General features: G+C 67.2%; 19 protein-coding genes. 7 read left to right on the top strand and 12 right to left on the bottom strand.

Translation table 11 applies throughout. The annotated features are described in order from the left end of the window. Positions 1-51: 51 nt before the first annotated feature. Both HUJ41_RS09340 and HUJ41_RS09335 read right to left on the bottom strand, forming a co-directional pair. Positions 52-1,536 (bottom strand): benzaldehyde dehydrogenase, encoded by a 1,485-nt coding sequence (locus HUJ41_RS09340; protein ID WP_071044794.1) that lies wholly within the window; start codon positions 1,534-1,536, stop codon positions 52-54. Positions 1,537-1,573: 37 nt separating this feature from the next. Continuing rightward, positions 1,574-2,392: a GMC oxidoreductase gene (locus HUJ41_RS09335; protein WP_179872335.1), complete on the bottom strand. Its 819-nt coding sequence runs from the start codon at positions 2,390-2,392 to the stop codon at positions 1,574-1,576. A gap of 86 nt (positions 2,393-2,478) precedes the next feature. On the opposite strand from HUJ41_RS09335, the gene HUJ41_RS09330 reads away from it, so the two are divergent. Further along, positions 2,479-3,549, top strand: coding sequence for a helix-turn-helix transcriptional regulator (locus HUJ41_RS09330; RefSeq protein WP_348531845.1), 1,071 nt, complete (start codon positions 2,479-2,481; stop codon positions 3,547-3,549). Between the two features lie 144 nt (positions 3,550-3,693). Continuing rightward, the gene (locus HUJ41_RS09325; RefSeq protein WP_071044783.1) at positions 3,694-4,794 is read left to right on the top strand and encodes an NAD(P)-dependent alcohol dehydrogenase; all 1,101 of its coding nucleotides are present in this window, start codon (positions 3,694-3,696) and stop codon (positions 4,792-4,794) included. Positions 4,795-4,894: 100 nt separating this feature from the next. On the opposite strand, the gene folP is transcribed toward HUJ41_RS09325, so the two are convergent. Both folP and HUJ41_RS09315 read right to left on the bottom strand, forming a co-directional pair. Then, the gene (gene folP, locus HUJ41_RS09320) at positions 4,895-5,692 is read right to left on the bottom strand and encodes a dihydropteroate synthase (protein WP_071044888.1); all 798 of its coding nucleotides are present in this window, start codon (positions 5,690-5,692) and stop codon (positions 4,895-4,897) included. Between the two features lie 256 nt (positions 5,693-5,948). Further along, the gene (locus tag HUJ41_RS09315) at positions 5,949-6,536 is read right to left on the bottom strand and encodes a hypothetical protein (RefSeq protein ID WP_179872333.1); all 588 of its coding nucleotides are present in this window, start codon (positions 6,534-6,536) and stop codon (positions 5,949-5,951) included. A gap of 290 nt (positions 6,537-6,826) precedes the next feature. Here HUJ41_RS09315 and HUJ41_RS09310 point away from each other — a divergent pair, with 290 nt between their 5' ends. Next, a complete protein-coding gene (locus tag HUJ41_RS09310) occupies positions 6,827-8,074 on the top strand; it encodes a restriction endonuclease (protein ID WP_179872332.1) in 1,248 nt (415 codons plus the stop codon). A gap of 16 nt (positions 8,075-8,090) precedes the next feature. On the opposite strand, the gene HUJ41_RS09305 is transcribed toward HUJ41_RS09310, so the two are convergent. Further along, positions 8,091-9,338 (bottom strand): IS256 family transposase, encoded by a 1,248-nt coding sequence (locus HUJ41_RS09305; protein ID WP_179872331.1) that lies wholly within the window; start codon positions 9,336-9,338, stop codon positions 8,091-8,093. 51 nt (positions 9,339-9,389) lie between these two features. Between HUJ41_RS09305 and HUJ41_RS09300 the strand changes: the two genes are divergently transcribed. After that, positions 9,390-9,950, top strand: a complete 561-nt coding sequence (locus tag HUJ41_RS09300) for a hypothetical protein (protein WP_179872330.1) — start codon at positions 9,390-9,392, stop codon at positions 9,948-9,950. Between the two features lie 144 nt (positions 9,951-10,094). Here HUJ41_RS09300 and HUJ41_RS09295 read toward each other — a convergent pair whose 3' ends face one another. The 6 genes from HUJ41_RS09295 to HUJ41_RS09270 all read right to left on the bottom strand — a co-directional run bounded on the left by HUJ41_RS09295 (position 10,095) and on the right by HUJ41_RS09270 (position 16,646). Then, complete coding sequence (locus HUJ41_RS09295) at positions 10,095-10,406, bottom strand: hypothetical protein (RefSeq protein ID WP_179872329.1); 312 nt, start codon at positions 10,404-10,406, stop codon at positions 10,095-10,097. Beyond that, a complete protein-coding gene (locus tag HUJ41_RS09290) occupies positions 10,393-10,671 on the bottom strand; it encodes a hypothetical protein (protein ID WP_179872328.1) in 279 nt (92 codons plus the stop codon). The genes HUJ41_RS09295 and HUJ41_RS09290 overlap by 14 nt, the downstream gene beginning before the upstream one ends. A 257-nt stretch (positions 10,672-10,928) precedes the next feature. Further along, positions 10,929-11,315 carry a hypothetical protein gene (locus tag HUJ41_RS09285; protein ID WP_179872327.1) on the bottom strand — a complete coding sequence of 129 codons (387 nt, stop codon included), beginning with the start codon at positions 11,313-11,315 and terminating at the stop codon, positions 10,929-10,931. Further along, complete coding sequence (locus HUJ41_RS09280) at positions 11,312-13,390, bottom strand: hypothetical protein (RefSeq protein ID WP_179872326.1); 2,079 nt, start codon at positions 13,388-13,390, stop codon at positions 11,312-11,314. The genes HUJ41_RS09285 and HUJ41_RS09280 overlap by 4 nt, the downstream gene beginning before the upstream one ends. Beyond that, entirely contained in the window at positions 13,387-15,111 is a 1,725-nt protein-coding gene (locus tag HUJ41_RS09275; protein WP_179872325.1) for a hypothetical protein, read from the bottom strand. The genes HUJ41_RS09280 and HUJ41_RS09275 overlap by 4 nt, the downstream gene beginning before the upstream one ends. 38 nt (positions 15,112-15,149) lie before the next feature. After that, a complete protein-coding gene (locus tag HUJ41_RS09270; protein WP_218925603.1) occupies positions 15,150-16,646 on the bottom strand; it encodes a tyrosine-type recombinase/integrase in 1,497 nt (498 codons plus the stop codon). Between the two features lie 30 nt (positions 16,647-16,676). Here HUJ41_RS09270 and HUJ41_RS09265 point away from each other — a divergent pair, with 30 nt between their 5' ends. Genes HUJ41_RS09265 through HUJ41_RS09255 form a run of 3 tightly spaced genes read left to right on the top strand, consistent with a single transcriptional unit; the run spans position 16,677 to position 19,474 of the window. Continuing rightward, a complete protein-coding gene (locus tag HUJ41_RS09265; protein ID WP_179872324.1) occupies positions 16,677-17,198 on the top strand; it encodes a magnesium chelatase subunit ChlI family protein in 522 nt (173 codons plus the stop codon). Between the two features lie 8 nt (positions 17,199-17,206). After that, complete coding sequence (gene dprA, locus HUJ41_RS09260) at positions 17,207-18,505, top strand: DNA-processing protein DprA (protein ID WP_246299203.1); 1,299 nt, start codon at positions 17,207-17,209, stop codon at positions 18,503-18,505. A 33-nt stretch (positions 18,506-18,538) separates the two neighbouring features. After that, positions 18,539-19,474 (top strand): phosphodiesterase, encoded by a 936-nt coding sequence (locus HUJ41_RS09255; protein ID WP_179872323.1) that lies wholly within the window; start codon positions 18,539-18,541, stop codon positions 19,472-19,474. On the opposite strand, the gene HUJ41_RS09250 is transcribed toward HUJ41_RS09255, so the two are convergent. Then, on the bottom strand, positions 19,475-20,020 hold the full coding sequence (locus HUJ41_RS09250) for a MarR family winged helix-turn-helix transcriptional regulator (protein ID WP_246299202.1): 546 nt from the start codon (positions 20,018-20,020) through the stop codon (positions 19,475-19,477). Positions 20,021-20,029 lie beyond the last annotated feature (9 nt).

The raw sequence follows: 20,029 nt of genomic DNA, 5'->3' as shown, positions 1-20,029 counted from the left end.
CGAGTACTGCCCGCGCCGGATCCTCCAGCGCGGGCAGTACGTCAGGGGCGATCAGAACGGGAAGCCGTGGGCGGTTCGCCTCTGAGTGATCCACTGCCACTGAGTGAACTCATCCCAGCTGCTCTGTGTACCGAATCGGGCGCCGTTGCCGGATGCCCCCGTGCCCCCGAACGGTGCGTAGGCGTCGTTGTTGAGGGTCTGGTCATTGATGTGCACGATGCCGGTGCGCAACCGGTCGGCGACCTCACGGCCACGGTCCAGCGAGCCGGTCTGAATCGCGGCGACGAGTCCGTACTCTGTCTCGTTGGCGACGCGGACAGCCTCATCGTCGTCTTTGACGACGATGACCGGAGCGACAGGACCGAAGATCTCCTCGTAGAAGGCCGGCATGCTCGTCGTGACGTCGGCGAGCACTGTCGGGCTGTAGTAGGCGCCGTTGGCCACCCCACCCGCACGCAGCGTCGCGCCGGCGGCGAGGGTCTCGCGGACGATGCGGTCCACGTTGGCCACCTGCCGCTCGTTGATCAGTGGTCCCAGCGCGACCGGCTCGGTGAACGGGTCGCCCACCGGCAGACGGTTCGCCCGCTCGACCAGCAGGTCGATGTAGCGATCGGCGACCGATTCGGCGACGATGTGACGGCCGGCTGTCATGCACACCTGCCCCTGGTGCAGGAACGCGCCCCACGCGCCGGCCGAGCTGGCGACGTCGAGGTCGGCATCGTCGAGGACGAGCAGTGCGTTGTTGCCGCCGAGCTCCAGCGAGACGCGCTTCAGCGTGCGTCCGGCTGCTTCTCCGACGAGCTTGCCGACCGCGGTCGACCCGGTGAACGACACCATCCCGATTCCGGGGGCCTCGGCCACTGCCGCACCGACGTCTGCCCCGCCGGGGAGGACGTGCAGCAGCCCGTCCGGCAGGCCAGCCTTCTCGAACAGCGCGGCGAGGAGCAGTCCACCCGAGATGGCCGTGTGCACGTCGGGCTTCAGGATGACCGCGTTGCCCAGGGCCAGCGCGGGAGCCACGGCGCGCATGGAGAGAATCTGAGGGAAGTTCCACGGGCTGATGACGCCGACGACACCGATGGGAACGCGGCGGGCGAAGCTCTCGCGTCCCGCCTCACTGGTGGGCAGCAGCGCCCCCCACGGCTGGGTGGCAAGGGCGGCGGCCTCCCACAGTTCGCTGAGGACCAGGTTCACCTCGAACTGCGCCTTTCCCGGCACAGAACCGCCCTCGCGGATCAGCCACGTCTCGAACTCGCCCCGGCTCTCTTCCAGCACCGCCGCGACACGGCGGATGAGCGCCGCTCGCTCGGGCCCGGGGGTAGCAGCCCAGGACGGCTGTGCCTCGGTGGCGCGGCGAACGGCATCGAACACATCCTGTGTGTCGGCGACGCCGTACTCGGCCAGGCTCGCACCCGTGGCGGGTTCCACGCTTGCCGCGGCGCCTCGGCGTCCTTCCCGCCATCCTCCGCTGTAGATCTGGCCGCGCCAGGGGTGTTCGTCGAGCAGCTGCGGTGCGGCATCGAGCACATTCGTCATGGTGGTTTCCTTCCGGGTTGGTTGGGTTGGCGTCACGTCAGGCGGCGTGGGAGCGCTCGGCGGGGGTGCCGGCGAGCAGCAGCTCGGCGCCGCGCACGGCGATCGCTATGGTCGCGGCGTTCGGGTTCACTGCGGTTGGCGCGGGCAGGACTGATTCGTCGATGACGCGAAGCGCGCTCACGCCGTGGACACGAAGGTGAGAATCGACCACCGACGACGGAGTGATCCCCATCGCACAGGTCCCGCCTGCCCGCCCCGCCCGTCCTGCGATGCGCCGCACATACTCGCGCAGACCGGTCAGGCTGCGAGCGAACGGGGTGGGCGCGAGCTCGCGGCAGCCGACGGACGCGAATGCCGCCGTCTCTGCCAGGTCCCTCACCACGCCGAGGGCGTCGAGCATCCGGTCGACATCGGCATCATCGGTCAGGAGGCGGCGCTTGAGGATGTGGATCTCGCCCCACCCGGGTGGGGCCAGTCGCACTTCGCCGCGACTGAGCGGGGCCAGAGTGAGCGCAAGAACGAAGGCGTGCTCGGCGACCCGCGGACCCAGGACGGTCAGCTGCATGTCTGAAGAGTCCAGGCCGGCGTCGCTTCGCCACAGCAGGGAAGCCGGTGCGCCGCGCAACGGACGGGCCGTCGGATGGGGTTCGACGGCGAAAGGCAACAGCACGACGGGGGCATCGTGGAGGTTCCGTCCCACGCCGAGGGGCTGAAGGAAGAGCGACGGGTGAGAGCCATCGACGCGCTCGTCGCGGCCGGCGATACGCTCGCCGCGCGAGACCTCCTCCCGCAGGTCGACCGGCTTCGGGAGACCACGCTGCACGATGCCGTCCTCGGATACCTTGCCGTGGTGCAAGGTCAGCCGGCCGAGGCGGACGCCAGGTTGTCTCGTGCGTGGCGAACCGTGGACCCGGCGAGCGACCCTGAGCTGGCGGCGGCTCGCTGCGCATCTCGGCCTGGGCGCACGCGTGGCTAGCGCGGGTGCTGTTCCTCGTGGGGGACTGGGATCACGCCTTGGACATCGCACGCCGCGGCCTCGAGATCGTCGAGCACTCCGGGATGGCCTTCTTCGTGCCGCTTCTGGAGTGGACGATCAGCCAGATCCACGCCATGCGCAACGACGACGAAAGAGCTGTTGCGAGCCTGCAACGCGGCTCGAGCGTGTCGACCGACTACCTCGTGATGCAGCTGCCGAGCTTGATCGCGCGGGCCAGCGCGGCCGAAACCTCCGCCGACTACCGCGGCGTCGTGCGCACGCTCTCGCCGCTGGCCGACCGCGCACCCGACGACCCTGTCAACGAACCCGGCTTCTGGCCTTGGGGTGACATATACGCGAATGCGCTCGTCATGGAGGGTCGCCTCGAGGAGGCGCAGACGTTCCTGGAGCCGCAGATCGCGTTGGCTCAACGCCGCGGCGACATCGTCTCGCTCGCCCGGCTGGGGCTGCCTCTCGGGCGACTGCATGCGGCGCAGGGTCAGATACAGGATGCGCGGCGAACGTTCGAGGACGCGTTGCACAGCATCGAAGGGCTGCCGCTGGAGGTGGATCGGGCGCGTCTGTGGTTCGCCTACGGCCAGTCCCTCCGACGTGCCGGCAAGCGACGCGAGTCCGACACCGCACTGTGGTCGGCCCGGCAGCTGTTCGCGCGACTTGGAGCAACACGCTACATCGAGCGATGCGACCGGGAGATTGCCGCGGCAGGAATCGGGGCACAGCGTGGAGGACAACCCGATCTGGAGCTCACCTCGCAGGAAAGTCTTGTCGCGGGCCTCGTCGCCAACGGGAAGTCGAACCGGGAGGTCGCCTCCGAGCTCTACATCTCGGCGAAGACCGTCCAGTACCACCTCACCCGCATCTACGGGAAACTCGGCATCCGCTCACGCAGCGAGCTCGCCGCACGGTATCGAGAATCGGGCACGATCGCCGGTGAAGGAGACCTCCGCGACAGCAGCGCACCCGATTCGGATCGGGAACGTATCAACGCAGACGAATCCGGTCATTCAGCGAGTTAGGCGCTCTGCGTAGCGTGTTGCGAGAGTGGTCGATGTAGACCAGATCGCGTGATCCGTCCCGCGCTCATGAGGACACCAGACCACTTCCGCAGTCTGATCGAGGATCGCCGCACCGCGGCACCGCACCTGCAGAAGAGGAAATCAATGAGGATTCGTGCTGCTGTCGCGACGGCGCCCCACACCCCGCTCGAGATACGAGAACTCGACCTGGATGAACCTCGCGAAGACGAGGTTCAAGTTCGACTCGTCGCATCCGGCGTGTGTCACACGGACGCGATCGTGCGCGACCAGTGGTACCCGACGCCGCTGCCCGCCGTCCTCGGGCACGAGGGTGCCGGCATCGTGGAGCGGGTGGGAGCGGGCGTCACCACCGTCGCACCGGGCGATCACGTCGTCCTGGCGCCGGCCGCGTGCGGTGCTTGTGCCCACTGCGTCGACGGGCACCCGGCGTACTGCGTCGACTTCTACCCGCTGAACTTCGGAGGCTCGCGTCCCGACGGCTCCAAGATGTTCACAGATCACGACGGCGAGATCTCCTCGAACTTCTTCGGTCAGTCCTCGTTCGCATCCGTGACGAACGTCATCGCCAGGAACGTCGTCAAAGTCCCCGAGAACGTCCCGCTAGAGATTCTCGGTCCTCTCGGCTGCGGCATTCAGACCGGATCCGGCGCCGTCCTCAACGTTCTTCAGCCCGGACCAGGCTCATCCATCGCCATCTTCGGTACCGGCGCTGTCGGGATGGCAGGAATGCTCGCGGCCATCGCATCAGGTGCGACCACAGTCATCGTGGTCGACATCGTCGAGTCACGCCTGGAGTTCGCCCGCGAGCTGGGTGCAACCCATGCCGTGAACTCCCGGGACACCAACCCGGTGGAGGCTATTCGTGACATCACCGGCGGCGAAGGGGTCAACTTCGCTCTCGACTCCACGGGCGTCAAAGACGTCTTCCCCCAGATGCTGGCCTCCCTGGCGACTCGCGGGCACGGTGCGCTCGTCGGCGCCGCACCGTTGGGTACGGAGGCACCGTTCAACATCGGCACTCTCCTTCTCACCGGCCTCAAACTCAGTCTCGTCGTCGAGGGAGACTCCGTCCCGCAGCTGTACATCCCGAAGCTCATCCGAATGTACGAGAAGGGCGATTTCCCGTTCGACAAGCTCATCCGTACCTACGAGTTCGACGACATCAACAAGGCATTCGAGGACTCCGAGTCCGGGGGCACCATCAAACCCGTGATCATCTACTAGAGCGCGAGTCCCACACCCGCTGGAGGACGGCAGGGAAGATTGCGGCCGTGCGCGCCGTGATGGCCGGTGGCGCGGATGCCGGTAAGCAGGATCCGCTCGGTCATGTCGCGTTCTCCCACCGCTGCCATACCGAAAGCGCATCGCGTGTCGCGATCACATCGTGGACGCGGACGGCCCAGACCCCGGCCTGCGCGGCGAGCACGCTCGTCACCGCCGTGGCGAGGTCGCGGCGTTGCTCGGACGCGTCCTCGCCGAGCGCGTCCGCCAGGAAGCGCTTGCGGCTCGTGCCGACCAGCACGCGCGGTCCGAGTGCCATGATCCGGTCGAGAGCGTGCAGCGCCTGCCAGTTCTGCGCGCCGCGCTTTCCGAAGCCGATCCCGGGGTCGACGATCACACGATCGGGCGAGATACCGACCTCGGCCGCGGCGCGCACGCGGCCGTCGAGCTCGGCGACCAGCTCGCGCGCCAGATCACCGTATGTCGCCTGCGCGTACATGTCGGAGGACGGCCCGCGCCAGTGCTGCAGGATGATGTCGGCGCCGGTTGCCGCTACGGCCGGGAGCATCTCGGGGTCGGCGAGGCCAGCCGAGACGTCATTGACGATGCGCGCGCCCGCCGCGACGGCCGCCGCAGCGGTCGCGGCGTTCACGGTATCGATGCTCACGATCGCGCCGTCGGCCGTGAGGGCGGCCACCACAGGCAGCACTCGGTCCTGCTCGAGCGCAGGAGCCACCCGCTGCGCACCGGGCCGGGTCGACTCGCCGCCCACATCGATTAGATCGGCTCCGGCTGCGCGAAGGGCGCGGCCGTGTGCGATCGCGGCGTCCGCGTTGAGGTACCGGCCGCCGTCGCTGAACGAGTCCGGGGTCACGTTGACGATGCCCATGACCAGCGTCACGACAGCCGCCTTTCGCTCGTCGAATGCATCACGATCTCGGCGGGTGCTGCGCGACGCGATCACGATGGACGGCCATGTTGCGAGCCTACGCGGTCGCGTCGCCAGCCAGACCGGTCGCGCAGCGCGGGCTCTTGAGTTCGACGACATCAGCAGGCATTCGAGGACTCGGAGTCCGGGGGCGCCATCAAATCGGTGATCATCTTCTGCCCGCGCCACCCGTGGCCTCTTGGCACCTCGTATGGATGCTGCTCCTTGGTTACTTGCGCCGCCTGCGTGCTGCGCTCTGGTCAATCCGCGGGTCAGTGTGATCAGGCAACTCATAGACGGCGGTCACACCGAGCGCAAGGAGTTCCTTGGTGATTCTCACGTGTAGCGCTTGCATCCTGCGTTGTAGTGCTGCGGAGTGACGATCGCACAGGGCCAGAGTAGCCTCGGCAGACTTGCGGTCCATGCGGCTCAGCGAAGTGTGAACGTTCCCGATGCCGGTGATCGCCCGCTTCGTGGGTGTGGACGTGGTGAGGAATGCGACTACCTCGACGTGCTCGAACCCATTCACCGAATGGGAAAGATACTTGTTTCGCACATCAAGGATGTACTGGTGAAGCTCCGTCTCATCCGGACTGAGCTGGCTAAGGTCCGGCCCCGCGGCACTGCGCACGCCTTTGGAGAAGGTGCGTGCATACATGACGATCGCCATCATCGCCATTGCGTCAAGGGGCGATGCGTAGTTCGCGTCCTCCTCAATGTCGCCCGCAAGGTAGTGCCGAAGATACTCAGCGGCGAGTTCCAGATCCCGGGCGTAGCTTGCGAGATCGCGAAGTTCGACCGTGGATTTCGTATCCACGACGACGCTGCGTTCATGAGGACTTAGGAACCTACGACTTCCTGTGGGCGGCGACTGCGGCTTTGCGTGCTCATTCACATCTGGAACCTAGTGCACCAAAGGTGAACCGCGTAGGCGCGCTTCTTGACTCAGTTCGCAACCGCGCACGAGCTCACAAGACACGGAGCCTGACCCGGTGTTGGGTCCTCGTGGCCGTGGGTGCCGTTCGGCCCGGGCCCTGCGGAGCCCCGCTAGCGTGACCTCATGGTGTGGGTAGGCGCCAGCGCCGTGGACGATGAGAGCGGGAATCGATGACGCGCATTGCGTGGGAACGGTATGAGGGCAACGACATTGAGGCAGTTGTCGCGATGCTCATCAATCGGGAGCACCCAAACTCCGTACGCATAACGCCATCGAGGGGTGATGGCGGGGTGGACATCCTTGACCGAGGGGCAGCGGCAGACGGGGGTGACGTCGTCTACCAGGTCAAGCGCTACACGAAACCGCTCTCGGCGAATCAGCAGGACAGGGTCGAGGAGTCGTGGTCTCGTCTTCAGTCAGACCCACGCTGGGAAGCACTCAACGTCGAGGAGTGGCACCTAGTCACGCCATGGGACCCAACACCCGAAGCCGAGTCTTGGCTTCGTGGCCTGGACGACGGCGGCTCGCATACTGTCGTCTGGCATGGCCTGACATACATTGACGCCCTCGCCGCGAAGTATCCCGAGGTCATCGATTGCTACTTGGAGGGCGGGAAGAGCCGCATCGAAGAGGCGTACCAAGTGGTCGTTGCGCTGCTCGCTCCTTACGAAGCGAACGAGGCTCTGGATGTCCCGACCGTTTCGTCCCGGTTGGCAAAGGCGCTCACAGTCTTGGAGGGGGATCCCCACTACAAGTACGAACTCCGGATGGGGGACGGGCAACTACCCGGGGCGGTCGACCGTCCGAACCTCATGATGACTTGGATTCACTCTGACGGCCCAGGGAAGAGTTGGCAGGCAGTGGACGTGATCGCCAGGTGCGCCGCGTCGGCAACGGAACGACCCATCATCGTATCGGGAACAGTGACCGCGGAGCGGGACTCCGACTTGGCTGCAGCTGTTCAGGATTTTGTTGACTTCGGTACGCCATTCGTGACTCCGCGAGGCGCTTTCGCCGGCAGCATCGACGCTCCTGGAGGGCTCGGCGGGCCGCTGAAGGACGCGGCGATGCAGGTTGTCTCGCTCGGCGACGACGTCGGTGCTGATCCAGATCTCATCCTTGAGAGCTATACCCCGGAGGGTGAGGTGATCGCATCGACAGAGGTGACCCGTATCGAGCGGAGTGAGGGCTCGAAGGGGATCCGTGTGGTGCTCCGGCAGAGGAACAACGTGTTCACTGTCGAGGACCGCTACGCACCGTCTGAAGGAGGCAAGCGACAGTTCCGCTTCGGGGACTACTCGAACCAGCCAGCTCTGGGGGTGCGCGATGCTCTGGCGTTCATCTCATCAGCGGCATCCCCGAACACGGTCAGGGTGCGGCGTAAAGGCGCTCCGGTCAAGTCCCTGGAAGTGGTGTAACGGCTGATCCTTCGCTTTATGCGCTGAGCGCGATGAAGGTGTCGGCGACCACCTCGTCTCCGTTGTTGGGCAGCACCCGCATGCGGGAGCGTGCCAGGACCTCCAGGCCCAAGTAGCGGCGCCCCTCTGCCCACTCGTCGGTCTGCTCGGCCAGAACGCCGCCGACCAGGCGGATGACGCTGTCGCGGTTGGGGAAGATGCCCACGGAGTCGGTGCGGCGGCGGATCTCGCGGTTGAGGCGCTCGTTGGGATTGTTCGACCAGATCTGCGACCAGACATCTTTGGGGAACTCGGTGAAGGCGAGAATGTCGGCCCGAGCGGTATCGAGGTGCTCGGCGACCGCGGGGAGCTTCTCGGCGACGTAATCCAGGGTCCGATCGAACTGGGCGTGGACGTCGGAGGCGGTGGGCTGGTCATAGACGGAGTGCAGCATCGCCTTCACCGCCGGCCACATGCTCTTCGGGGTCACGCTCATCAGGTTCGCCGCGTAGTGGGTGCGGCAGCGTTGCCAGGTGGCGCCGGGCAGGTTCGCTGCGATCGCGTCTTTCAGGCCGGCGTGCGCGTCACTGGTGACGAGCTGCACGCCGGTGAGCCCGCGGGCGACGAGGTCGGCGAAGAACGCATTCCACGCCGACCCGGTCTCGCTCGTGGCCGTCTGCAGGCCGAGGACTTCCCGGCGGCCGTCGCCGTTGACCCCGGTGGCGATCAGCACGACCGTGTTCACCACCCGGCCGCCCTCGCGAACCTTCATCGTGAGAGCGTCGGCAGCCACGAACGTGAACGGGCCCGCCTCGACCAAAGACCGGTGCCGGAAGTCGGCAACCTGCTCGTCGAGCTCGGCAGCCATCCGCGAGACCTGCGACTTCGATAGAGCGTTGATGCCGAGAGTCTTCACCAGCTTGTCCATCCGCCGGGTGCTCACCCCGGCGAGGTAGCAGTCGGCAATCACGGTGATCAGAGCCGCCTCGGAGCGTTTCCTGCGCTCCAGCAGCCACTCCGGAAAGTAGGTGCCCGATCGTAGTTTCGGGATCGCGACATCGATCGTGCCGATGCGAGTGTCCAGGTCACGGTGCCGGTAGCCGTTGCGGTGCGTCACCCGATCAGGGCTGGGCTTGCCCCACTCGGCGCCGACCACAGCGTCGGCATCAGCGGACAGCAGGGCGTTGATCATGGTCTGCAGCAAATGCCTCATCAAATCCGGCGACGCCTCCGAGAGGGCTTCACCCAGAACGGTCGCAGGGTCGACAATGTGTGGAGCGGTCATCGTGTTGATGCCTTTCGAGTGGAGGTAAGAGACTTCTCGAAGGATCACACGGTGACCGCGTCCACGTCAGCAACGACGTGCGCGACCACCGTGCGTTACACCACTATGTGGGACTCCACTGGCGCTCCAGCACGCAGTGCGAGCACCGATCCGAATTGGGGCGTCGAGTTCCCTCTGGAGATCCGCGAGCTTCTCGATGCGATCGCAGTTCCCGTCGACGCCCTCGCGAGACTGCAAGAGCACACCGGCACGATAGTCCGTGTTCCGGACCTCACGGCAACAACCAATGCGCAGGTGGCGAGTTGGCGACGCGCGGCCACACTCCTCGAAGGGAAGTCCGTCATTGCCGCCTACCCAGAGGGTCACGCCTTGGGACTCGAGCTCGCAGCGGAAGTCGATACGATCCCTGGTCCTGTGGCGGTCGAGGTTCCTCTTCAGGTAGCTACCGGCCAGCAAACCATCGACTTTGGCACTGCGTTTATGTGGATCGAGGATGCAACGATCCTCGAACGACGCGAAGTCCGAGGTCGCTTGATCCACTGGCTCACCACGCCAGACAGACGCGTCCGCTTTTCGCTCACCCGGGAGTCCCCAGGCACCACGGATGCATGAGCGCCGTTCAGCTTCAGCTTTCGCAGGATCAGCCAGGCTCGGTCCTGGCAGGGCCTGACGCCCGGATCCGTCGTTCCCGCTTGCGATGCCGGCGCGGGCAGGAACCGCACGTCACACGGGGGACTTGAGCACCAGCCGGTTTACTCACTCCCACGAGGACCGGTGAACGAAACGCGCGGGATTGTTCCATGCTGCGACGACCTTTTCGACCCGTTCGGGAAAGTCGGTGTTGGATTCGAGGGGGATCGGCTCTCCGGTCTGGGGGTGGATGGCCGTGGCGCGGTAGAAGGTCGAGGAGGAGCTGCTGACGCTCCACTGTTCAATCCGGCCGATGCGTTTGCCGTTGAGCAGGACCTCCCACTCCGGTGGGCGGTTGCGTAACCGTGCGGACCTGGGCGGAAGCAGCTGCAATTGGATGCCGTGCGGGAGTTGAGCAGGGGCCTCATTCGTAGACACCGAGCACCTCGTAGCTGTTGCAGTTCGTCTCACGGAGGTCGAAGACATAGGTCTGTGTGCGGTCGTCGACGCGGGCTGTGAATCGCCATCCTGCCCAGGGTCGCGGCGGATGCGTGATCAACGGCGAGTAGGAACGGTTGCCGGGCGCGCCGATCCGGGTAGGGGCGTCTAGCACCTGCCACCGTTTGTGGTCCCAGAGAAGCGTCACGGGCCGGTCGTCTTGGAACGAAAGGGTTGCCGTTCTTTGTTCGACGGTGACGATCATCGCAACCTCCCGAAATAGTAACTGTGTTCGAGACGCGATCGTACGCTGAGCCGGCGAGCTTCGCCACCCCGGGGTGCGCCATTCGTCCTCCTGGGTTTCCTCCTCACACCACGTCTATGACCAAGGGGAACCGGTCGAGAACTGTGCCGGCGCACAAGCGCGCGGGCTCTCCGCACCCCACGTCGAGGCCATCCGCGGAGTGAACGGGCACCGAGGATCCCTTCGAAGTCAGGTAGCTGCGATTCGATCGCTTCGGGCTAGCGCGCGTCGTCGAGGCGGATGATGTTGCTGTGTGATTCCGCCCGGCTGCGGAGCGCTTCGTTTTCTAGCGTGAGCCGCTGGATGTGAGCGACGGCGAGATCGAGCTGCCCGCGCAGCGCGGCGATGTCTCGCCGGAGCTTCGCCTCGGCGTCGCCTCGCGGTTCTGCCTCCGATACAGAACGCTTCGGGCCGCGGAGCGCGGCACGTCGTTCGTCGGAGACGCGTTGCGCGATTGCCGGGAAGTGTCTCCAGAAGGTTGCGTTGGACAGCCCCAAGTGCGCGGCGAGGCCGCTCGTGCTGACGGGACGATCGCTGCCGCTTCGCAGGACGGTGAGGGCATCGTCGATTTGCGCGACGGTCGGTAGGGAGACGGCTCGGGTCATCGGGGATCCTGGCTCTTCATTAGAAACTGGGTGATCTGATCACGACGTTCTCTTATCCGCGTCTCGAGCGCGGGCGGGAGCGACGGTCGGGAAGCGAGCTGCGCGTCGAGCCCGTTGAGCTCCTCCCGCCAAGACTGGATGTTGTCTTCGGTGAGGGCGACGTTGCGGCAGGTGAGCGGTTTGCAGTTCGACTGGTCTGGAGAGCTGTCTGATTCTGACGAGCCCGCGCGGCAGAGCGCCTTGTCGTGGGAGTACACGCACGTGACGTACCTGCCGGGATACACTGCGGGATCGTGGGCGCTGATCAGGCGCAGGAAGCGTCGACGGTCTGTGGTGACGGTGCCTGCGAATCCCGGGGTCTGACCCATGAGGTCGAGCCGGCGCCGCGCTTCATCAGAGGCGGGACCGGCGAGGCGCGTGTGATCGTGCTGGTCGATGACGGCGAGGAGGTCCTCGCCGCGCGTGAGAGCTTGTTCGGCTTCGACCTCTGCGCGGAATCCCGAATCACTAGTGCCGGCGTACCCCTCGAACATCTGGATGCTGTGGTGGCGGTAGGCGATCGCCCCCGCGATGGAGCCACCGGGCCGGCGGGCGATGTACCAGGCCAGGGTGCGGCGGAATTGGCTGGTGCTGATCCGCCAGGGGCGGCCGTCGACGTCAGGGATGCCGTCGTTGCGGCCACGAGTGCAGCAGTAGTCGTTGACCCAGGTGACGAACCTGTTCAGCTGCCGGTTGCTGCCGGCGTTGGTCATCGTCTTGTTTCCGAGTCGCCCGGCCGATCCGGTCCCGGGTCCGGTCTTGATCGGCGCGAAGAGCCAGTCCGTGCGGTTGTGCGCCCGGTCTTGTGCCTGTTCGAGGACAGCGATGGCCCTCGCGGCGGGCGCGCCGATCACCCATGTCGCTGGAACCCCGGTGGGGTCGTCTTCCCCTTTGAACGCGAGGCTCGAGACTGTCCAGCGGTAGGGCTGGCCGTTGCCGTCAAGGTGAGCGGTGGAGCACCCTCGCCGCAGGTGTTTGACCTCGCTGTCGCGCATCCCGGACAGGAACGCGATGATGATGTAGCAGGCCGCTTGCAGCATCTGGGTGAGAACGGCGAGAGAGTCGTCGCGGGCGGGGTCGAGCGTGACGCCTTCGATCCAGCTGTCCCCGTCGATGTGTCCGGTGACGTCGATGTCGAGGTAGATGAAGTCTGACACGCCGAGGGTCTTGGCTGCTTCGGCGAAGTCGTCCGCGTGGTCGTCGACGGCCCGACGGTTGCAGCCGATGGTGCGGGCGATCGCGGCGTGGTTGACCTGTCCGTTGAAACCTGGCAGAGGGTGCCCGGCCGCTCGGGCTTCCGCCAGATACTGGGAGACGCTGGCGTCGTTGAACTCCCGTGTGCGGCGTTGTGGGAGACGCGGGCGTCGCAGCTTCTCCCATTTGACAACGGCGGTCAGGATGTCCTCGGCGAAGTCGTTCACGAACCGCATCGCCCACACCAGTAGCCGGCTGTGGACTTCTTCTGGGATACGGGCGGTGGTGTTCTCCGTCCGGGAGGTGTTCCGCTCTCGCCATTCTGGGATCGTTCGGGGGTCCAGGCGTAGTGCGTCGTGGCCAAAGGCGTGGCGGTATCGCCACAGGAACGCGACCGCAGCTCGCAGGGTGTGTCGTCGCGTCGCGCTGCGGTAGGTGACGGCGAGGTGGTGATGATATCCCAGGAGCGTGTCGGCGGTGATCAGTGAGAGTGCGCGGCCGCCGTGGTTCACATCGAGCCAACGCAAGAACACGGCGAGGTTGTAGAAGACGGAGTAGACGCTGCTGATGGTGAGGCGCGCTTCGTTGGGCGGGAGCGGGCCGGACAGGGCCGCGTAGGTGAACTGCTTCAGGACATGCCGGTACTGCTTGGTCGCGGTGTCGAACCGGAGGGTGAGGCTGCGCTGTTGGGTCTGCAGCGCCGCGGGACCGATCGGCCATTCGTCATCCCCGAACCGCGCCGTCTGAGTGAGCTCGACCCCCGGGCGCAGCGGGCGCCCGTGCAGCACGTACACGTCGGCAAGGGGTCCACTGGTCGGGGTGCGGGCGAGCTGGACTGTCATGGCTGCTCCCACGTCGGCTCGACAAGGTCGAGGAGGCTGTCGTCGGGTTTGTGTTGGGCTGCCTGATCGACTTCCGCTTCGCTGAACGTAGGCAGCACCTCGCGGCGTATGGCCGCCCAGGTTGCCCCATAGCGCTCCCACCAGGCGTCGTTGGTCATGTGCTGACGGCGCTGTTCCAGGGCGTCCAGAAGGCTGAGCAGTCGAGGGAGATGCTCGTCGGTGATCACGCAGTTCCCGCAATGGAAGCAGTCGAGGAAACTCGCCGTGCATCGTCGCCCCGTTCCCGGGTGATGATCGTGATCGGCGCAACTGGCCCACGCGGTCTCCGTCCCCGGGATGTGCTCGTCCGTGTCCGCGGCGCGCGGCTGGATCCGTAGGGCGCGGCGCCCGTGTCCGGCCAGCGCCTTTTGGTGGGTCTCCCATGCGGTCCGTTCCAAGTCGGTGAGCGCGTCTGCGACCACCTCGCGAGCCCAGTCGATCGTGGACGGATCACCGGAAAGGTAGTTGCGGAACAGGACGGTCGTGCTGTTGCTGCGCACTGCGGAGGGCAGATGGCCGCCCATCTGCCGGGTGCGGCGAACATCGATGCTGGTCTTGAGCCGGTTGAAGTTCAGCACCAGCGGTTCGGCGTCGTCGCCGGTGCTCACGGGGTCGGCGAGGAGCTGGTGCGCGCGTACCCACCGCTGAATGTAGACGTTCGCGCCCAGTTCGTGACCGAACGGATTCCGACATCCTTGCTTCCTCTGGCCGGCCCGGTGCCAGGTCGCCCAGAAGGGGGCGTCAGCGAGGAGGTCGCGGGCGGGAGCCATCAGCGCGTGCAAGAGGAGGTACACGCCACCCGGGGTCATGAGCTCCTTGTTCGACGGGCCGATCTCCCAGGTCACTGTCTGATGCCATCGGCCGGCTCCGCGGCGCCGCTTTGTCACCTCGAGCTCGACGGCGAGATCCTCGATCCGCCGATGGTGGGATGGCAGGTCCTTGATGACTTCCACATTCCAGCCCGTCGTCGCCACCAGCAGGACGAGCATCGGGGTCAGATCCTCGTTCGTGACGAACAGCTGCCGTGCTATCCGGGCGCGTGTCTGAGGCTGCTCGCGTAGGGGGAGTCCGGCCACGGACACCTTTCCTGTTTCCCGTGCGGCGTCGAGGCGGTCCCGGGCTGATCCGGTCAGGTCAGCAGGTGTCGTCGCCGTGAGCCGGTCGCGGAGCGCGATCACGTCAGCGCGCGCAGCGGCAACGATCCGTCGGAGCTCGCCGTCGGAGTAGCCCGGGAGCGGGTTCCTGCGGCGCCGAGACCTCGGGCGCATCCGGTCTCGCACCTCGGGGGCGACCAGACTCGCCAGCGGCTGCGTCTCGAACGTCGCCGCAGCGATGCGAGACTCCTCGCCCGCCGGCGAGACACCGACGGCGGCTGTGCGGAGACGCAGGTAGGCATCGACGTGGTCGATGGTGAGTTGATCAGGCGTCCTGGGCGGTTGCAGCATCTGGGCGTAGCAGCGGATCATTCGTCCCAGACCGCCCCACGCGCTCAGCGCCGAGGCGCGAGTGCGTAGCGTGCCCGCTGGTCCGATCCTCGCCGCCCAGCTTGCGGCCAGCGCCTCATGCCACTCGGGCAGCGGCAAGGTCCCGACATCGAATGTGTACGTGCGGCCGTCCTCGCCATGGAACTCGACCAGTGTCCCGACCGTGAGAGGACGAGCGGCGTACGGGCGGTTCGGCATTGCCGCAGCCCGTCCGGTGCGCGTCGTTCCGCGGGGGCTCATAGCTCGGATCCGGGCTCGTGAGTGATGACCAGCGCGGTGTCGCGCGAGTCCTCCCATGGGTCCGACACCAGCTTCATCCGCGTCTCCATCTCCAGTTCCTCCAGAGCATGCAGGTACACCTGCGTGGTCGTGACGCTCTTGTGTCCGAGCCGTTGCCGCACCCAGTCGAGCGGGTCGCCGAACACGCGCGTGTAGTGGGTGCGCTGCGCCGGATTCAGGTGGGCGAGCGAAGCGATATGCCCCCGCTGCAACTGCTCCAGCGTGAGAACAGCGAACGTATGGCGCAGCATGTGTGCATGCGCCGCCACGCCGATCTCATGGTTGGCGCACCGTTGATTCGCCTGCCGGAAGATGTCCTTCCATGTGGAAGTCGAGACCGGCATCCCCTCCTCGGTCAACCAGAGTGACGCCGGTTCCCAGCCCTCCGGCCCCTGCATCAGCAGTCGGCGCCGCTCGTCGGCAGTCAACTGCGATAACCGAACGGAGCTGTCTCTCGTGGACGCGCCCTCCGCGGTCGCGTGTGCGCGGAAGTGAGCGTCGAGGTACAAGAACCCGGCGTCGGGGCGATCGTATGCTCCTCGTCGTTGCGCTTGAGTGATGCTGAGCCGCCGGTCGATGTCGACGTACGAGTGAAGCATGCGAAGGATGCGCGTCGGCACGTACACCCACCGAGCGGAGCCTCCCTTCGCGATCGCGGGCGGCAACCAGAACCGGTGGTACCCGCTGCTGGCTCGAACCTCTGGCAGCTCTATCACGCTCAACGCTGACTGCTCGGAAAGGCGTAGGCCGGTGCGGACCATCATGTCAGCGAAGACGGCGTTGCGGTCAGCCCACCGACCCCGGAAGAGCGGATCGCGTAGCCCGTCCGAACCGTACCCGCGGAGACCGACATCTCTCCAGATGCGGTAGGACCGAGCCGGGAGCCAGGCAATCAGTCCGCGTCTTGCCGAATGGGAGTACGTTGCCGCGGTCTGTCCTGATGCCACCGGCGGAGTGCCCTTGCGGCCGGAACGTTTCGCTCGCTGCGGGATCGGATGCGCCGCTACGTGACCGTTCAGTAGCTGCCACCGGTAGAAGCGATCCACGGCGCTCACTTCCCGATCCCACGTCGCTGGACTCACGCGCGGCCCGGTCAGGTCCTCACGACGCCACACCAAGTAGGCGCGGTGGTCCTCTTGATCGGCGTTCCACCAGCTGGTTCCTACCCGGGCGTGTTCGAGGAAGTCGAGGAATCCTTTGAGATCTCTCGCGTACCCCAAACGCGTTGACATTCGCGACGACAGCATGTCTGCCGAATAGAAGAACGCGTTCAACTTCACGTCGTAACTCAGGTCTGGCGCTATGAGGAACGGCGTGCCCACTGGGATCGCGAGATCGGACCGCCATCTACTCCACGCCTCAACTCCTGAGAAACCCGATAGCTCGGGCAACAGCGGTGGAGAGAATGCTTCACGAACTCGATGCAAGCTCCAGCGCGTCCGGTCCTCGATCACGTCAGCGAACGTATGACCGCACATCAGGCAGTGAACACCGGACACGCCGGAAACCCCAGCCACAAGCTCGCGGCCAACCCGTGCCCGTGCGGCCAGGCCGAGTCCCTCGACGGGGCGTGCACGTGCACTCCCATGATGCGTCGCCGCTACCTCGGGCGGCTCTCGGGGCCGCTGCTGGACCGCGTGGACCTGCGGCTCACGGTGCGCCGCGTCGGCGCGGCCCAGATGACGGCGGGAGGAGAGGGCGCGGTGACGACGACGGCCGCGCGCGCTCGTGTCTGCTCAGCGCGCGCCCGCGCACGCGAGAGATGGGGGAGCGCCGGGTGGTCACTCAACTCCGCGGTGCCGGGAACGGTGCTGCGGTCGCCGACCTGGAGGCTCGCGCCCCGCGATCGCGCCGCGCTCGACCGCGCCCTCGAGCGGGGCGCTCTCACCATGCGCGGCTACGACCGCGTGCTGCGCATCGCGTGGTCGATCGTCGACCTCGACGGAGCCGACCGCCCGAGCGCCGACCACATCGGCCGCGCTCTCTACCTGCGACAAGGACTGTGAGGACAACCATGGAAGACGGCACGACGGTCGACTGGGGCTTCGACCCCGAGCGCATCGCCGCGCTGCTGGCTCCCCTGCGACGCTGCGCTGCGACAGTGCAGGAGAAGAGCGTGCAGGAGATGAGTGAGCAGGAAAGCTCCGAAGCGGCGCGCCGCACTCAGGACGAGCTCTTCGCGCGCGTGCTCTGGAGCGTCGTCGTCGAACCGGGCGACTCCGTCGCCGGGCTCCTCGTGCAGGCGCTCGGCCCCGTCGAGGCGGCACAGCTCCTGCTCTCGCAGCCCGCACCGGAGGCGCTTGTGCAGGCGCTCGGCTCGGAGGTCGAGCACGCTCTCGAGCTCGATGACGCGCAGCATGCCCTCGGCCGCTGGGCCCCGCGGCTTCGCTCCGGGGACGTCGTGCGCGCCCTGGAGTCGGCGGCGCACTGCGGCGCGCACCTTCTCGTGCCCGGCGACCCGGAATGGCCCCTCGCCGTCGAGGACCTGGGTGCCCACCGCCCGCACCTGCTCTGGGTGCGCGGGACGGTCGCGCTCCTCGCCCGTCCCTCTGTCGCCATCGTCGGCGCCCGCGCGGCGACCGGCTACGGCGAGCACGTCGCGATGGAGTTCGCCGCGGGGCTCGCGGGGCGCGACGTCGCCGTGGTCTCCGGCGGCGCGTACGGCATCGACGGCATGGCGCACCGCGCTGCGCTCGCGAGCGGGGGAGCGACCATCGCGGTGCTCGCGGGAGGAATCGATCGCCTCTACCCGAGCGGCCACGAGGCGCTCCTGACGCGCATCGCCCAGCAGGGCGCGCTCGTCTCCGAAGTGCCGTGCGGCACCTCACCGACGAAGTGGCGCTTCCTGCAGCGCAACCGGCTCATCGCGGCGCTCGCGCGCGCGACGGTCATCGTCGAAGCGGGCTACCGATCCGGCGCGCTCAACACGGCCCGTCACGCCGACACCCTCAGCCGGGAAGTCGGCGTCATCCCCGGTCCGATCACGAGCGCCGCGAGTGCCGGGTGCCACCGTCTGCTGCGCTCCGGCGGCGCGCAGTGCGTGACCTCCGTGCCCGAGGTCATGGAACTCGCCTTCGGCGGAGACGCCGTCCTCGATCTCGGCGACACGGAGACGCCCGGCACCACGCGGGAACCCGCCGCTCACACGCGAGTCCTCGACGCGCTCCGACCCCGACGAGCCCAGAGCGTCGTCGAGCTCTCCCGCGCCGTCGGAGAGGAGGAGAGCCGCGTTCGCGCCGCCCTCGGCGCGCTCGAGCTCGACGGCCGCGCCGCGCCCACCCCCGCTGGAGGCTGGGTGCGCGCGCGTTCCTGAAACCCGGTCACCGGGGGCCGCTACCATTCCCCCATGACGCAGTTGGGGCAGTACCCGCCAGCAGGGCACGTCGTCGTGCACATCTCCGACACGCACCTCCTCGCCGACGGCCGCAAGCTCTACGGCTCCGTGCCCGTCGAGCAGCGCCTCGCCGACGCACTCCGCCGCCTCGAGGCGGGCCCCATCGACCCCGACGCGCTCGTCTTCACCGGCGACCTCGCCGACCTCGGCGAACCAGACGCCTACCTCCGCCTGCGCGCCGCCGTCGAACCCGTCGCCGAACGACTCGACGCGCAGCTCGTCTGGGTCATGGGCAACCACGACGAGCGCGCCCCCTACGCGAGTCTCCTCTTCGACGAAGAACCCACCGACAAGCCCCAAGACCGCGTCTACGACGTGCGCGGACTGCGCATCATCTCGCTCGACACCACCGTTCCCGGCTACCACCACGGCGAGATCACCGCCGAGCAGCTCAACTGGCTGCGCGGCGTCCTCGCCGAACCGGCACCGCACGGCACCCTCCTCGCCGTCCACCACCCGCCCGTGCCGACCCCCCTCGAAGTCATGGCCGTGCTCGAGCTGCACGACCAGCCGGCCCTCGCCGAGGTCATCGCGGGCACCGACGTGCGCGGCATCCTCGGCGGCCACCTGCACTACTCCACCCACAGCACCTTCGCCGGCGTCCCCGTCTCCGCCGCCGCCGCTACGTGCTACACCCTCGACCTCGCCGCCGACGCGCAGCGCCTCCTCAGCGGCGTCGACGGCGGGCAGTCCTTCGACTTCGTCCACGTCTACGACGACCGCATCGTCAGCTCCACCGTGCCCGTCGGCTCCTTCCCCGAAGCGACCGGGTTCGCCGCCACCTACCGGCCCATGATCGACGCCATGCCCGCCGCGGAGCGGCTCGAGAACCTCTCCAGCAAGAACTCACCGCTCAACCTCAACGAGGCCGCCGCGAACGACGACTGACTACTGCGGTGCGGTCAGCGCGCCGGTCGGCGCATCGCCGGCGTCGGGCGGCCTGACGACCCCACCGGTCGCGGCACCCTCGCGGGGCGCCGCGTGGTCGCGATACTGCTCGACGACGCGCTGCAGGTACTGGGTGATCGCCGCCTGCTCCGCCTCGTCGAAGTCGTCGAGCACCGAGTCCACCCCCGCGATCATCGGCATGATGCGCCCCATCGCGCGCGCCGTCGACGCCTCCGACGCCACCACGCGGATGCCCCTCCGATCGCTCGGGTGAGGCTCACGCCGCACGTGCCCGAGAGCGGTGAGCCTGTCCACGACCGTCGTCGTCGCCGCTGACGTCACCCCCAGTCGCCGTGAGAGCTCCGACGGCGACAGCGGCCCGCTCATGATGAGGTGCTCCATGGCGTGCAGGTCGGTCGGGTTGACCGTGAGCTCCGAGCCGAGGGCGCGCTCGAACTCCTCCGTGACGTCCAGCAGCGCGCGCAGCAGCACCGTCGGCGGGCGCACGGCGGCCATCGACGGTGCTGCGGGCTCGGACGATTGCATGACCACCAG

Source organism: Microcella indica, assembly GCF_013414345.1.
In the GTDB taxonomy this organism is placed as follows: domain Bacteria; phylum Actinomycetota; class Actinomycetes; order Actinomycetales; family Microbacteriaceae; genus Microcella; species Microcella indica.
The sequence above is the reverse complement of the archived record's forward strand: the minus strand, read 5'-3'. Positions and strand labels throughout refer to the sequence as shown.

What these genes read in the sequence shown, in the direction of transcription:
- HUJ41_RS09340 (WP_071044794.1), bottom strand. Translation starts at nt 1,536, where the DNA reads ATGACGAATGTGCTCGATGCCGCACCGCAGCTGCTCGACGAACACCCC.
- HUJ41_RS09325 (WP_071044783.1), top strand. Translation starts at nt 3,694, where the DNA reads ATGAGGATTCGTGCTGCTGTCGCGACGGCGCCCCACACCCCGCTCGAG.
- HUJ41_RS09310 (WP_179872332.1), top strand. Translation starts at nt 6,827, where the DNA reads ATGACGCGCATTGCGTGGGAACGGTATGAGGGCAACGACATTGAGGCA.
- HUJ41_RS09305 (WP_179872331.1), bottom strand. Translation starts at nt 9,338, where the DNA reads ATGACCGCTCCACACATTGTCGACCCTGCGACCGTTCTGGGTGAAGCC.
- HUJ41_RS09290 (WP_179872328.1), bottom strand. Translation starts at nt 10,671, where the DNA reads ATGATCGTCACCGTCGAACAAAGAACGGCAACCCTTTCGTTCCAAGAC.
- HUJ41_RS09285 (WP_179872327.1), bottom strand. Translation starts at nt 11,315, where the DNA reads ATGACCCGAGCCGTCTCCCTACCGACCGTCGCGCAAATCGACGATGCC.
- HUJ41_RS09280 (WP_179872326.1), bottom strand. Translation starts at nt 13,390, where the DNA reads ATGACAGTCCAGCTCGCCCGCACCCCGACCAGTGGACCCCTTGCCGAC.
- HUJ41_RS09275 (WP_179872325.1), bottom strand. Translation starts at nt 15,111, where the DNA reads ATGCCGAACCGCCCGTACGCCGCTCGTCCTCTCACGGTCGGGACACTG.
- dprA (WP_246299203.1), top strand. Translation starts at nt 17,207, where the DNA reads ATGGAAGACGGCACGACGGTCGACTGGGGCTTCGACCCCGAGCGCATC.
- HUJ41_RS09255 (WP_179872323.1), top strand. Translation starts at nt 18,539, where the DNA reads ATGACGCAGTTGGGGCAGTACCCGCCAGCAGGGCACGTCGTCGTGCAC.
- HUJ41_RS09250 (WP_246299202.1), bottom strand. Translation starts at nt 20,020, where the DNA reads ATGCAATCGTCCGAGCCCGCAGCACCGTCGATGGCCGCCGTGCGCCCG.